At 57.9% G+C, this 13,597-nt stretch carries 15 protein-coding genes and 1 tRNA gene; 10 read left to right on the top strand and 6 right to left on the bottom strand.

Annotated elements, in window-relative coordinates; genetic code table 11:
- Positions 1–63: 63 nt before the first annotated feature.
- From gutM to srlA, 5 genes are all read right to left on the bottom strand, one after another.
- The gene (gene gutM / locus ABLU87_RS25825; protein WP_014839303.1) at positions 64–423 is read right to left on the bottom strand and encodes a transcriptional regulator GutM; all 360 of its coding nucleotides are present in this window, start codon (positions 421–423) and stop codon (positions 64–66) included.
- Positions 424–553: 130 nt separating this feature from the next.
- The gene (srlD, locus tag ABLU87_RS25830) at positions 554–1,333 is read right to left on the bottom strand and encodes a sorbitol-6-phosphate dehydrogenase (RefSeq protein WP_014226518.1); all 780 of its coding nucleotides are present in this window, start codon (positions 1,331–1,333) and stop codon (positions 554–556) included.
- 17 nt (positions 1,334–1,350) lie between these two features.
- Positions 1,351–1,713 carry a PTS glucitol/sorbitol transporter subunit IIA gene (gene srlB, locus ABLU87_RS25835; protein ID WP_004132227.1) on the bottom strand — a complete coding sequence of 121 codons (363 nt, stop codon included), beginning with the start codon at positions 1,711–1,713 and terminating at the stop codon, positions 1,351–1,353.
- Between the two features lie 13 nt (positions 1,714–1,726).
- The gene (locus tag ABLU87_RS25840) at positions 1,727–2,704 is read right to left on the bottom strand and encodes a PTS glucitol/sorbitol transporter subunit IIB (RefSeq protein WP_014226517.1); all 978 of its coding nucleotides are present in this window, start codon (positions 2,702–2,704) and stop codon (positions 1,727–1,729) included.
- Positions 2,701–3,264 carry a PTS glucitol/sorbitol transporter subunit IIC gene (gene srlA, locus ABLU87_RS25845; RefSeq protein ID WP_004104818.1) on the bottom strand — a complete coding sequence of 188 codons (564 nt, stop codon included), beginning with the start codon at positions 3,262–3,264 and terminating at the stop codon, positions 2,701–2,703. Before srlA ends, ABLU87_RS25840 begins: the two co-directional genes overlap by 4 nt.
- 262 nt (positions 3,265–3,526) lie before the next feature.
- Between srlA and mltB the strand changes: the two genes are divergently transcribed.
- The 4 genes from mltB to ABLU87_RS25865 all read left to right on the top strand — a co-directional run bounded on the left by mltB (position 3,527) and on the right by ABLU87_RS25865 (position 7,264).
- Complete coding sequence (gene mltB / locus ABLU87_RS25850) at positions 3,527–4,603, top strand: lytic murein transglycosylase B (RefSeq protein WP_009651581.1); 1,077 nt, start codon at positions 3,527–3,529, stop codon at positions 4,601–4,603.
- A gap of 203 nt (positions 4,604–4,806) precedes the next feature.
- The gene (locus ABLU87_RS25855; protein ID WP_162557671.1) at positions 4,807–5,517 is read left to right on the top strand and encodes an ATP-binding cassette domain-containing protein; all 711 of its coding nucleotides are present in this window, start codon (positions 4,807–4,809) and stop codon (positions 5,515–5,517) included.
- Entirely contained in the window at positions 5,514–6,377 is an 864-nt protein-coding gene (locus ABLU87_RS25860) for a metal ABC transporter permease (protein WP_014226515.1), read from the top strand. Before ABLU87_RS25855 ends, ABLU87_RS25860 begins: the two co-directional genes overlap by 4 nt.
- Positions 6,378–6,385: 8 nt before the next feature.
- Positions 6,386–7,264, top strand: coding sequence for a metal ABC transporter substrate-binding protein (locus tag ABLU87_RS25865; RefSeq protein ID WP_014226514.1), 879 nt, complete (start codon positions 6,386–6,388; stop codon positions 7,262–7,264).
- Between the two features lie 36 nt (positions 7,265–7,300).
- Here ABLU87_RS25865 and ABLU87_RS25870 read toward each other — a convergent pair whose 3' ends face one another.
- Positions 7,301–7,528 carry a hypothetical protein gene (locus ABLU87_RS25870; RefSeq protein WP_025107287.1) on the bottom strand — a complete coding sequence of 76 codons (228 nt, stop codon included), beginning with the start codon at positions 7,526–7,528 and terminating at the stop codon, positions 7,301–7,303.
- 204 nt (positions 7,529–7,732) lie between these two features.
- Here ABLU87_RS25870 and pncC point away from each other — a divergent pair, with 204 nt between their 5' ends.
- The 6 genes from pncC to ABLU87_RS25900 all read left to right on the top strand — a co-directional run bounded on the left by pncC (position 7,733) and on the right by ABLU87_RS25900 (position 13,539).
- On the top strand, positions 7,733–8,230 hold the full coding sequence (gene pncC, locus ABLU87_RS25875) for a nicotinamide-nucleotide amidase (protein ID WP_014226512.1): 498 nt from the start codon (positions 7,733–7,735) through the stop codon (positions 8,228–8,230).
- An 80-nt stretch (positions 8,231–8,310) separates the two neighbouring features.
- Positions 8,311–9,369: a recombinase RecA gene (gene recA, locus ABLU87_RS25880; RefSeq protein WP_004104808.1), complete on the top strand. Its 1,059-nt coding sequence runs from the start codon at positions 8,311–8,313 to the stop codon at positions 9,367–9,369.
- Positions 9,370–9,440: 71 nt separating this feature from the next.
- Complete coding sequence (gene recX, locus ABLU87_RS25885; RefSeq protein ID WP_122117825.1) at positions 9,441–9,941, top strand: recombination regulator RecX; 501 nt, start codon at positions 9,441–9,443, stop codon at positions 9,939–9,941.
- A gap of 130 nt (positions 9,942–10,071) precedes the next feature.
- Positions 10,072–12,699 carry an alanine--tRNA ligase gene (alaS, locus tag ABLU87_RS25890; protein ID WP_032720437.1) on the top strand — a complete coding sequence of 876 codons (2,628 nt, stop codon included), beginning with the start codon at positions 10,072–10,074 and terminating at the stop codon, positions 12,697–12,699.
- 238 nt (positions 12,700–12,937) lie between these two features.
- A complete protein-coding gene (csrA, locus tag ABLU87_RS25895; protein ID WP_000906486.1) occupies positions 12,938–13,123 on the top strand; it encodes a carbon storage regulator CsrA in 186 nt (61 codons plus the stop codon).
- A 323-nt stretch (positions 13,124–13,446) separates the two neighbouring features.
- A tRNA-Ser gene (locus tag ABLU87_RS25900) sits at positions 13,447–13,539 on the top strand.
- Positions 13,540–13,597: the final 58 nt, after the last annotated feature.

Consider the following 13,597-nt stretch of genomic DNA (forward strand, 5'->3'; position numbering starts at 1 on the left):
TTGTATCCTGCGTTTAAAGTTTCGAAATGATAATTTCGCAAGATATTAACGTTCACAACGAAATTATCCATGTTTCGGATTAAGCGCTAATGATAGTGCATTCTGACAGAGCGGATCATTGGGAAAGATCACATCAGGCTGCAATTCCTTGAGATGCTTACCGGTGAGGGCGGGAATTTTTTGCGGCCTGGCGAAGACGGTGAGGCCTTTCATTAACAGCGTATCGCGGATGCGGTCGTTTTCGTCGACGGCGATGGCGACGACGGCGCGCGGCTTGAACCGCCCCGAGGAGCGGCCGACGCCGACGCGTCCCTGCTGGCACAGCCGATCGAATGCGCGATTGAACTGCCTGATTTGCCAGCCGCCAAAGGCGAGCTGGGTTATCCAGGCGATGGCGGCGATGGTGATAAGTGCGGTAACCATAAAAGTCTCCTTAAGGCGTGTGCGATATTTCCCCGGAGGGCGGCGAGTTGCGCCTTACCCGGGCTACGGATCGGCGCGGGGTGCCGGTTTTGTAGCCCGGATAAGCGCAGCGCAATCCGGGACCTCTGGTTTAAAACATCACCTGCCCGCCGGTGACGTTGATGGACTGCCCGGTGCAGTATGAAGCCTGCGGACTGGCGTAAAACATCAGCACGTTAAGTACGTCCTGGTAATCGCAGCCGCGCTTCAGCGGGACTTTGTCGATGTAATACTGCTCGACCTGCTCCTCCGGGATCCCCAGCTTGGTGGCGTACTGCGGCAGCAGAGACTGGAACATCGGCGACTTCAGCAGGTTGCCGAGCATCAGGGAGTGCACGGTAATCCCGTACTCCGCGAGGTCCAGCGCCAGCGACTGCGTCAGCCCCACGCCGCCAAACTTCGCCGCGCTATAGCCGGAGTTATGCTTGCTGCCCACTTTGCCGGATTTAGAGTTGATCTGGATGATGCGACCTTTAATGCCGTCGCGGATCATCAGGCGGGAAAACTCGCGGGCGCAGAGGAAGTAGCCCACCAGATTCACCTGCAGCGAACGGTCGAAATCCCCCAGCGCGAAGTCGCTGATAAACGCCGCTTTAGCGATCCCGGCGCTATAGACCAGCAGGTCGACGCGGGAAAATATTTCGTCTACCCCGCGGGCGAGGGCGACCACGCTGGCTTCGCTGGTGGCATCCGCGCCGAAGCCCCACGCCGTGCCTTCGCCATGTTCTGCATTGATGGCCTGCGCGACGCGGGTCGCTTTATCGCTCTGAATATCGACCACCGCCACGCGATAGCCTTCCGCGGCAAGCCCGCGACACAGAAACTCCCCTAAGGTTTGTCCCCCACCGATGACAACAGCAACCTGATTCATAATTTTCTCCTTACAGCTTAAGCAACAAATTTCAGTACGCAGCCGGCGGCGATGCCTTCCGGCACCGGCCCCGCCACGTGTACGGTTCCGGGGAATTCCGCTTCGCGGTGGCCGTCAAAGCGCAGCGTGATATGGCCCAGCTCGCGCAGGTTCTGCTCGGCGACGTCGCCGACGGCGGTGACCGGGTAGCGCAGCTCGCCGAGCTGCAGCTCAGCGCCCGGCACCAGCGCGCCGGAGAGCTCGCCGTGGTTGTGAATAAAGCAGTACTCTTCGATATCGGCCGGGGCGCCTTCGCGGAAGGTGATCAGCATCTGCTCGTCCAGCGCCATCGCCGCGCTGGCGCCGATATGCGTAATGGTGGTCTGGTAAATCACGGTCATCTTCAGGCACCTCTTATTGGTAAATAAATCCGGAAACGAACCAGGCGATCAGCACCGTTGGCGCGCCGGTCAGGAAGCGGCTCACCAGTACCGACGGTACGCCGACGCGCACGGTGTCCTGGCGCGCTTCCGCCAGCGACAGGCCAACCGGGATAAAGTCGCAGGCGGCCTGGGCGTTAATGGCGAACAGCGCGGGCAGGGCGAGATGCGGCGGAATATTGCCAAGGCCAATCTGCACGCCAATCAGCACGCCGATAACCTGGGCGATGACCGCGCCGGGGCCGAGAAACGGCGACAGCAGCGGGAAAGAGCAGATCAGCGCCAGGGTGACGAGGCCCAGCGGATGGCTGGCGAGCGGCGCCAGGCCGTGGGCAATCCAGTCGCCGATGCCGGAGGCCATGATGATGCCGATCAGCGCCGCGACGAAGGCCATAAACGGCAGAATGGTTTTCAGCACCGTATCGATGGTGTCGCGCCCGGCCTGGAACAGCACCGCCACGACCGAGCCCATCCCCATACCAACTTTGGCCAGCAGGCCGTCGCTCTGCTCGGTTATTTTCTTGCTGGTGTCATAGTCGCGGGCCGCCGGCTGGGCAGGCGCGGCCTGCGGGGCCGGGGAGGGACCCTCTTCCAGCGCGAAAATGTTCTCTTCTTTGACGCCGGAAACGTAAATGTCCTCGACGATGTACTGCGCCAGCGGACCCGATTTGCCGGTCGCGTGGATATTAATGGTCGGGATGCGGCGCTTCGGGTAGATACCGCAGCGCAGGGTGCCGCCGCAGTCGATAATCGCCACGCCGATTTCCGCTTCCGGCGGTTCGCCCTCTTTGAAGCCATCGACCGCCTGCCAGCCGGTGAGGCGGGCAATTTTATCGACGATCGCCGGGCGGGTGCCCGCGGTGATATAGACAATCTTTTTACCGGCAACGGCGTCCAGTTCGAGCGGGCCGCCCCAGCCGCCGGCGCCTTTTTCAATGCGAATACGGGTCATGATGTCGCTCCTGACAGATGCACTTTCTGCTCAAGCTGGATGGCCATTTTTTTCTCAAAAATCGACGTGGTCAGGTCGGTCACCCAGCCGCGGAAGAAGTTCGTCACCAGGCCCACCAGCAGATAGCTCACCGCCAGCGGCCCTAACGGTAGACCGAGGGTGGTTAGCCCGTTGGCGATCCCCAGATAGACGAACAGTTCGCCGGGGTTGATGTGCGGAAACAGGCCGTTCATTGAGTGGCAGCTGTAGGAGGCCGCCGCGTAGTAGCTCGGTTTGTATTTCTCGGGCATAAAGCGCCCAAGGCTCAGGGTCATCGGGTTACAGAAAACGAAGGTGCCGATGCAGGGCAGCAGCAGGTAGCGGGAGATCGGATTACCGGCGCAGCGCTGCGCCAGCTTTTCGATCCGCTGCTGACCAATAAAGTTGATCAGCGCGTTCATGATCACCAGCAGACTGATCAGCAAAGGCAGGATCCCGGTGACCATACCGGTGAACACCTCGCCTCCCTTCTGAAACAGGCCGATAAACCATTCGGCGCCGTGGGTAACGACTTCAATCATTGTTCTCTCCTTCAGCGTGTTATTTTTCTTGCTAACTGGCAGCTAATTTTAATCATTTTAAAAGGTTTGAAATTGTTATATTGATCGCAAAATGAAAGATAAATATTTTATTTTGAAAGATTGTGGCTGAAGTGAACGAAGGATCCGGCGGGGCGAGAGGAAAAAGGGTGATAAAAAAGAATTTACATTGCCGCCGCTTCCTTGTGAGCGGGCGCATGCTTTACCATAATTACCCCTTGCCGATTTGTTAAATGGATGTCCCATGTTGAAGCGTCGTTCCCTGGCTTTACTCCCCCTGTGCGTTCTCCTCGCTGCCTGCAGCAGCAAACCTCAAACTCCTGCGGAAAAGGAAATGGCGGGCGGCACGGGCGGTTTTTTACTCGAGCCGCAGCATAACGTGATGGAGATGAGCGGCGATTTCGCCAATAACCCGGCGGCGGAACAGTTCATTGATAAAATGGTGAGCAAGCACGGCTTCGACCGACAGCAGCTGCATCAAATTCTCTCGCAGGCCAAACGCCTGGACTACGTGCTGCGTCTGATGGACCGTCAGGCGCCCACCGGGCTGCCGCCGTCAGGGCCAAACGGCGCCTGGCTGCGCTACAAAAAACAGTTTATTACCCCGGATAACGTGCAGAACGGCGTGGCGTTCTGGAACCAGTATCAGGATGCGCTCAACCGCGCGTACCAGGTTTACGGCGTGCCGCCGGAAATTATCGTCGGGATTATTGGCGTCGAGACCCGCTGGGGCCGGGTGATGGGGAAAACCCGCATCCTTGATGCGCTGGCGACGCTGTCGTTTAACTATCCGCGCCGCGCAGAATACTTCTCCAGCGAGCTGGAAACGTTCCTGCTGATGGCGCGCAGCGAACAGGATGACCCGCTCGATCTGAAAGGCTCCTTCGCCGGCGCGATGGGTTACGGTCAGTTTATGCCCTCTTCTTACAGGCAGTACGCGGTGGACTTTAACGGCGACGGGCATATCAACCTGTGGGATCCGGTCGATGCGATCGGCAGCGTAGCGAACTACTTCAAGCAGCACGGCTGGGTGAGCGGCGATCTGGTGGCGGTACAGGCGCTGGGCCAGGCGCCTGGGCTGAACAATGGGTTCAAAACCAAATACAGCGTCTCGCAGCTGGCGGCGGCGGGACTTACCCCGACTCAGCCGCTGGGTAACCACCAGCAGGCGAGCCTGCTGCGTCTGGATATCGGCACAGGCTACCAGTACTGGTACGGTCTGCCGAACTTCTACACCATTACCCGCTATAACCACAGCACCCATTACGCGATGGCCGTCTGGCAGCTCGGTCTGGCGGTTTCTCAGGCCCGGATGCAGTAATCCCGTCTTCTGTGCTCCTCTCCGTCCGGAGAGGAGTCTGTAACATTTTGCAGCATTTCCTTTTGTTGACGCCAATTTACATTCCGCGCTTCTTTTAATATTGTTATGTTATAACGTTTTATTGAGGCGTAAACATTGACTTCCTTATTGATGACTTCAGGCATCGCCCGGCTGGCGATGGCCGGCGTGCTGCTGGCCGCCCTGTGGCTGGCAACCTGGTGGGCGGTATCGCTGCCATGATAGAGCTCGATCATCTGGTGGCTGGCTATGAAGGGCTGGCGATCGCGCCGTCCCTTAGCGGCACGATTGCAACGGGGAGTATGACGGCTATCGTCGGCCTGAACGGCTGCGGGAAATCGACGCTGTTAAAGACGCTGGCCGGATTTATCCCGCCGGTCAGCGGCCGCCTGCACTGGCGCGACGGACGGCCGGTTATCGGCTGGCTGGCGCAGCGGCATGCGCTGGAGTCGCAGTTTCCGCTCACGGTGCAGGATGTCGTCAGCCAGGGGGCCTGGCCGCAGGTATCGTTGCTGCGCGGGCTCGGGGGGGAGGTGCGCCAGCGTATCGTCGCGGCCATAGCGCGGGTGGGGCTGCTAGCGATGGCGAAAACGCCGATTGAGGCGCTCTCCGGCGGCCAGTTTCAGCGCATGCTCTTCGCGAGGGTGATGGTGCAGCGCGCGCCGCTGGTGATGCTCGACGAACCGTTTACCGGCATCGACGAAGCCACCTGCCGTGAGCTGATGGCGCTGATCCTGGAAATGCATCAGCAGGGGCAGACGATTCTGGCGGTGCTGCACGATAACCAGCGGGTCGCCGACTATTTCCCGGAAACGATGCTGCTGACGCCGCAGCGCGCCCGTTGGGGCAGTACGCCTGATGTGCTGCCCGCCTTTCACTCCGCGAGGCTGGCATGATCTGGCACACCTTCATTCAGCCCTTTATCGAGTTTGGCTTTATGCGCCGCGCGCTGGTGGTGTGCCTGGCGCTCTCGCTGAGCACGACCATGCTCGGCGTCTTCCTACTTTTACGCCGCATGAGCCTGATGGGCGATGCGCTCTCGCATGCGATTTTGCCCGGCGTGGCGGTGGGCTACCTGCTTAACGGGATGTCGCTGCTGGCGATGACCGTCGGGGGTTTTATTGCCGGCATTGCGGTGGCGCTGGTGGCGGGGTGGGTCAGCCGACGCACGCTTTTAAAAGAGGATGCCAGCTTTGCCGGATTTTATCTCGGCTCCCTGGCGCTGGGCGTCACGCTGGTCTCGCTGCGCGGCTCTAACGTCGACCTGCTGCATCTGCTGTTCGGCTCGATTCTGGCGGTAGACCGCGATTCGGCGCTGTTTGTGACCGGCGTTGCCAGCCTGACGCTGATTTGCATCGCCCTGTTTTATCGCGGCCTGGTCAGCGAAGCCTTCGACAGCGTCTGGCTTCAGGTGAACGCGCGAAGAGTGCCTGCGCTGCTGCACGGCCTGTTCCTCGCCCTGCTGGTGCTCAATCTGGTGGCCGGGTTTCAGGTGCTCGGCACGCTGATGGCGGTGGGGGTCATGATGCTGCCCGCGGTCGCGGCGCGCTGCTGGGCGCGGACGCTGCCGGGCATTCTGCTGCTGGCGGCTCTGATGGGCGGTTTTTGCGCGTGGATGGGGCTGAGCCTGTCGTGGGCGGCGAATTTGCCTGCCGGACCCGCCATTGTGCTGACCGCCAGCGGCCTCTTTTTTGTATCGGTGTTTTTTGGCTCGCGCAGCCGGCTGGTTGTCGGCTGGCGTAAATTAATGGGGTAAGGACAATGATGAAACGTACCGGGATATGGCTGGCGCTGGCGCTGGGTCTGGCATCGCACGGGGTGATGGCGAAAACGCTAAACGTGGTGAGCAGTTTTTCCGTGTTGGGCGATATGGTGCAGCAGATTGGCGGCGAACATGTGCATGTGGATACGCTAGTGGGGCCGGACGGCGATCCGCATACCTTCGAACCCTCGCCGAAAGACAGCGCGCTGCTGAACAACGCCGATGTGGTGGTGGTCAACGGCCTGGGGCTGGAGGGCTGGCTGGACCGGCTGATTAAAGCATCCGGGTTCAAAGGCGAGCTGGTGGTGGCTTCCCGCGGAGTCAAAACCCACACGCTTGAAGAAGATGGCGCAACGGTAACCGATCCGCATGCGTGGAACAGCGCCGCGAACGGTGCGCTGTACGCGCAGAATATCCTCAACGGCCTGGTGAAAGCCGACCCGGAAGATAAGTTGGCGCTGGAGGCTTCCGGCAAACGCTATATCAGCCAGCTTAACGAGATCGATCGCTGGGCTAAAAGCCAGTTCACTGCCATTCCACAGGCAAAGCGTAAGGTTCTGACCAGCCATGATGCTTTCGGCTATTTTGGCCGCGCCTATGGCGTGACCTTCCTCGCGCCACAGGGGCTATCTTCGGAAAGTGAGGCCAGCGCGGCGCAGGTGGCGGCATTAATTCGACAAATTAAAGCCGACGAGGTGCATACCTGGTTTATGGAAAATCAGCTGGATCCAAGACTGGTTAAACAGATTGCCAGCGCGACGGGCGCGCAGCCGGGAGGAGAGCTCTACCCTGAAGCCCTCTCTCAACCGGGCGGCGTGGCGGACAGCTACGTGAAAATGCTGCGTCACAACGTGGAGCTGATCGCGGCGAGTATGAAATAAATAAAAACCGGCCCGCGATGGGCCGGTTATCCGCCGCTATGGTTCTGCGAGTATCTGCTTGATTTTCTTGTTCAATGTGAATCCACTGGCAATACAGCCCACGCCCAGCAGGATCTGTACGCCTTCGAACAGCGGGTTGAATGAGCGGGTGAAAATATGCAGTAGCGCGGTTAGCAGCGAAACTGTGCCGCATACAAACAGGCACAGGCGCACCTGGCGAATTTTTTTCACGTTCTGCTCTGAGGTAAGCGTTGCTTTGGCCATTCCTGGTAACCTCTCATTTAACTCTTCCTTATATGTGCGGTGAATTGTGACACCGGCGCCCCCGGGCGGCTATCCGAAAATGCAGCGTTGGCTATAGCCGATGTTTTTCGCCAGCCGACTCGTAAATTCGTTACCTCGTCCCCATATCTTCGTTGAAAGTGCTATCTTTGATGGCCTCTTTGTACAGCTTACGTGGGGCGACGAATGACAGATTCGGAATTAATGCAGCTGAGCGAGCAGGTGGGGATGGCGCTGAAAGCGCGCGGTGCGACGGTGACCACGGCGGAGTCCTGCACCGGCGGCTGGGTCGCCAAAACCCTTACCGATATCGCCGGCAGTTCGGCATGGTTTGAGCGCGGTTTCGTCACTTACAGCAATGAAGCGAAATCGCAGATGATTGGCGTCAGCGAAGCGACGCTGCTTAGCCATGGAGCGGTGAGTGAACCGGTGGTGGTGGAGATGGCCATCGGCGCGCTGCGTGCGGCTCGCGCGGACTATGCCATTTCGGTCAGCGGCATCGCCGGGCCGGACGGCGGCAGCGCGGAAAAGCCGGTGGGAACCGTCTGGTTTGGCGTGGCCAGCGCCAGCGGACAGGGCGTAACCCGGCGCGAATGCTTTGCCGGAGACCGCGAGTCGGTACGCCGCCAGGCCACGGCCTACGCGCTAAATCTCCTCTGGCAACAATTTCTACAAAATACTTGATACTGTATGACTATACAGTATAATTGCTTCAACAGAACAGAATTCACTACCCGGTTACACCCGGCATGAGAGGAGTAATAATGGCTATCGACGAAAACAAACAGAAAGCGTTGGCGGCAGCACTGGGCCAGATCGAAAAACAATTCGGTAAAGGCTCCATCATGCGCCTGGGTGAAGACCGTTCCATGGATGTGGAAACTATCTCCACCGGCTCGCTTTCCCTTGATATCGCCCTGGGCGCAGGCGGCCTGCCGATGGGCCGTATCGTCGAGATCTACGGGCCTGAATCTTCCGGTAAAACCACGCTGACGCTGCAGGTTATCGCCGCCGCGCAGCGCGAAGGCAAAACCTGTGCGTTTATCGATGCGGAACACGCGCTGGACCCGGTTTACGCTCGCAAGCTGGGCGTCGATATCGACAACCTGCTGTGCTCCCAGCCGGATACCGGCGAACAGGCTCTGGAAATCTGTGACGCGCTGGCGCGTTCCGGTGCGGTAGACGTTATCGTCGTTGACTCCGTTGCGGCGCTGACGCCGAAAGCGGAAATCGAAGGCGAAATCGGCGACTCTCATATGGGCCTCGCGGCGCGTATGATGAGCCAGGCGATGCGTAAACTGGCGGGCAACCTGAAGCAGTCCAACACCCTGCTCATCTTCATCAACCAGATTCGTATGAAAATTGGCGTGATGTTCGGTAACCCGGAAACCACCACCGGCGGTAACGCGCTGAAGTTCTACGCCTCCGTGCGTCTGGATATCCGTCGTATCGGTGCGGTGAAAGAGGGCGACAACGTTGTCGGCAGCGAAACCCGCGTTAAAGTGGTGAAAAACAAAATCGCCGCGCCGTTTAAACAGGCTGAATTCCAGATCCTCTACGGCGAAGGGATTAACTTCTTCGGTGAGCTGGTCGATCTCGGCGTGAAAGAGAAGCTGATTGAGAAAGCCGGCGCATGGTACAGCTATAACGGTGATAAAATCGGTCAGGGTAAAGCGAACGCCATCTCCTGGCTGAAAGAGAACCCGGCTGCGGCAAAAGAGATCGAGAAGAAAGTTCGTGAACTGCTGCTGAGCAATCAGGACTCCACGCCGGACTTCGCGGTTGATGGCAACAGCGAAGCGGAAACCGAACAAGATTTCTGATATCGTCTGAACAGACTAACAAGGGGCCGCTTATGCGGCCCTTTTGCTTTTTTTGATTAGCGAGGCTGACCGTGACTGAAACTTCATCCCGCCGCTCTGACTACGCCAGGCTGCTGGATCGCGCGATTCGCATTCTGGCAATGCGCGACCACAGCGAACAGGAGCTAAGGCGAAAACTGGCTGCACCGGTCATGAGCAAAAACGGCCCTGAAGCGTTAGATGTGACGCCGGAAGAGGTCGATATAGTCGTTGAATGGTGCATTGAGAACCGCTATCTGGACGACGAACGCTTTGTCCGTCAGTTCATTGCCAGCCGCAGCCGCAAGGGGTACGGCCCGGCGCGCGTCCGCCAGGAGCTAAAGCAGAAGGGGATCTCCCGCGAGACGACAGAGGCAGCCATGCGCGAGTGCGAAATCGACTGGGCGAGGCTTGCCAAAGAGCAGGCGCAGCGAAAATATGGCGAACCCCTGCCCAGCGTATTTGCAGAAAAAGTCAAAATTCAGCGCTTTTTGCTCTACCGCGGCTATCTGATGGAGGATATTCAGGAAATCTGGCGAAATTTTGCAGATTGACCCATCCGGGATTTTACTTCCCCGTGAAGAAAACTTATCTTATTCCCACTTTATTTTCGTGAGTAGCCTGCCGGTCGATACTGGGTAGTGGCTGCCAGCGACATTTCGTTAGCTTGATTTCAGGATAATTATGAGCAAGAGCACCGCTGAGATCCGTCAGGCGTTTCTCGACTTTTTCCATAGTAAAGGACATCAGGTAGTTGCGAGCAGCTCCCTGGTGCCGCATAACGACCCGACCCTGCTGTTTACCAACGCCGGGATGAACCAGTTCAAGGATGTTTTCCTTGGTCTCGACAAACGTAATTATTCGCGCGCGACCACCGCGCAGCGTTGCGTTCGTGCGGGTGGTAAGCACAACGATCTGGAAAACGTCGGCTACACCGCGCGTCACCACACCTTCTTTGAAATGCTGGGTAACTTCAGCTTCGGCGATTACTTCAAGCAGGATGCCATCAAATACGCATGGGAACTGCTGACCGGTGAAAACTGGTTCGCCCTGCCGAAAGAAAAACTGTGGGTGACCGTCTACGAAACCGACGATGAAGCGTTCGATATCTGGGCAAATGAAGTTGGCGTACCGCGCGAGCGTATTATCCGCATCGGCGACAACAAAGGCGCGCCGTTTGCTTCCGATAACTTCTGGCAGATGGGTGACACCGGGCCGTGCGGTCCATGCACCGAAATCTTCTTCGACCATGGCGACCATATCTGGGGCGGCCCTCCGGGAACGCCGGAAGAAGACGGCGATCGCTATATTGAGATCTGGAATATCGTCTTCATGCAGTTCAACCGTCAGGCTGACGGAACCATGGAGCCGCTGCCGAAGCCGTCCGTAGATACCGGTATGGGCCTCGAGCGTATTGCCGCCGTGCTGCAGCACGTCAACTCCAACTACGATATCGACCTGTTCCGCGATCTGATTAAGAGCGTGGCGAAGGTTACCGGCGCGACCGATCTCTCGAACAAGTCGCTGCGCGTTATCGCTGACCACATTCGTTCCTGCGCGTTCCTGATTGCCGATGGCGTTATCCCGTCGAATGAAAACCGCGGCTACGTGCTGCGCCGCATCATTCGTCGCGCAATTCGCCATGGCAACATGCTGGGCGCGAAGGAGACCTTCTTCTGGAAACTGGTTGCTCCGCTGATTGACGTGATGGGTTCCGCCGGCGAAGAGCTGAAACAGCAGCAGGCTCAGGTTGAGCAGGTGCTGAAGACCGAAGAAGAGCAGTTTGCCCGTACGCTGGAGCGCGGACTGGCGCTGCTGGATGAAGAGCTGGCTAAACTGCAGGGCGACACGCTGGACGGCGAAACCGCTTTCCGCCTGTACGACACCTACGGCTTCCCGGTTGACCTGACCGCGGACGTTTGCCGCGAACGCAACATCAAGGTTGACGAAGCCGGCTTTGAAGCCGCGATGGAAGAGCAGCGCCGTCGCGCGCGCGAATCCAGCGGCTTTGGCGCGGACTACAATGCGATGATCCGCGTCGACGGCGCCTCTGAGTTTAAAGGCTATGACAGCCTGGAACTGAATGGCAAAGTCACCGCGCTGTTTATCGATGGTAAAGCGGTTGACGCGGTGAACGCCGGTCAGGAAGCGGTTGTTATCCTCGACCAGACGCCGTTCTACGCCGAATCCGGCGGCCAGGTGGGTGACAAAGGCGAACTGAAGGGCGCCGGTTTCTCCTTCCAGGTCAGCGACGCGCAGAAGTACGGCCAGGCAATTGGCCATATTGGTAAACTGACCAGCGGTTCGCTTAAAGTCGGCGACGCCGTGCAGGCCGATGTCGATCAGGCTCGCCGCCAGCGTATCCGCCTGAACCACTCCGCGACGCACCTGATGCACGCGGCGCTGCGCCAGGTTCTCGGTACGCACGTTGCGCAGAAAGGTTCTCTGGTCAACGACAAAGCATTGCGCTTCGACTTCTCGCATTTTGAAGCGATGAAGCCGGAGGAGATCCGTGCGGTAGAAGATCTGGTGAACGCGCAAATTCGTCGCAACCTGCCGATCGAAACCAATATCATGGATATTGACGCTGCGCGTGAATCCGGCGCGATGGCGCTGTTTGGCGAGAAGTATGACGATCGCGTTCGCGTGCTGAGCATGGGCGATTTTTCCACCGAGCTGTGCGGCGGTACGCATGCCTCGCGCACCGGTGATATCGGCCTGTTCCGCATTACCTCTGAATCCGGTACCGCCGCGGGCGTGCGCCGTATCGAAGCGGTGACCGGGGAAGGCGCGATGGCGATGCTGCACGCGCAGAGCGATCTGCTGGGCGATATTGCACAGCTGCTGAAAGGGGATACCCACAGCCTTGGTGACAAAGTCCGCGCCGCGTTAGAACGCAGCCGTCAGCTGGAAAAAGAGCTGCAGCAGCTGAAAGAGCAGGCTGCCGTGCAGGAGAGCGCAAATCTCTCCAGCAAAGCGGAAGAGATTAACGGCGTTAAGCTGCTGGTCAGCGAACTGGCCGGCGTTGAGCCGAAAATGCTGCGTACTATGGTTGACGATCTGAAAAATCAGCTGGGTTCAACGATTGTCGTGTTGGCCACGGTCGCAGAAGGTAAGGTTTCTCTGATTGCAGGTGTGTCTAAGGATGTGACAGACCGCGTGAAAGCCGGGGAACTGATTGGTATGGTCGCCCAGCAGGTGGGCGGTAAAGGGGGCGGTCGTCCGGATATGGCGCAAGCCGGCGGTACCGATGCGTCTGCTCTCCCTGCTGCGTTAGCCAGTGTGAAAGGCTGGGTAAGCGCAAAACTGTAATAACTATAATTGCATAGATGCTGTGATTCTCGGATTACAGCATCTTGCGCGAGAAGCACTGATAACGATAAAGTCGGGTTGAAGTTGTGTATATCGGCTAAACTTAGGTTTAACAGAATGTGATGCCGTGACTGCTTACACCGTAGGGTGTTTGTCATCGCTTACTTTTTGGCGTTATATGATGGATAATGCCGGGATACGAGAGACCCGACTCTTTTAATCTTTCAAGGAGCAAAGAATGCTGATTCTGACTCGTCGAGTTGGTGAGACCCTCATGATTGGAGATGAGGTCACTGTGACAGTTTTAGGGGTGAAGGGTAACCAGGTACGTATTGGCGTTAATGCCCCTAAAGAAGTCTCCGTGCATCGTGAAGAGATCTACCAGCGTATCCAGGCTGAAAAATCCCAGCAGTCCAGTTACTAAGGTTTTCGCGCCTCGCTATTTTGTGAGGCGCCTCCTTCCACCCGCCGTTTTTGCCAATTTTCCTCTCCGATAGCCTCTCATTTTTGTCTCTTTCTCCGCATCCGCGACAGTTATCTTTTGCGTTAGCCGCGGCGTAATCAGCAATTTCTTGTTGATAAAATACTCTTTTTGCCGTTTTCACAGGCTAATTGCGCGGGAAGTGTGCAAACGAAAAAAAGGTCTCGAAAAAAGGTTTGACTTATAAGTACCAGAAAGTAATATGTGCGCCATCGCAGCGACGAAGAGCAGAAACAAGTTCTTCGAAGCACTCGTAAGAGGCGTGTGGTGAGGTGGCCGAGAGGCTGAAGGCGCTCCCCTGCTAAGGGAGTATGCGGTCAAAAGCTGCATCCGGGGTTCGAATCCCCGCCTCACCGCCATTTTGCATCCGTAGCTCAGCTGGATAGAGTACTCGGCTACGAACCGAGCGGTCGGAGG

The organism is Klebsiella sp. CB_Kp196, from assembly GCF_040061575.1.
Taxonomy (GTDB): domain Bacteria; phylum Pseudomonadota; class Gammaproteobacteria; order Enterobacterales; family Enterobacteriaceae; genus Klebsiella; species Klebsiella michiganensis.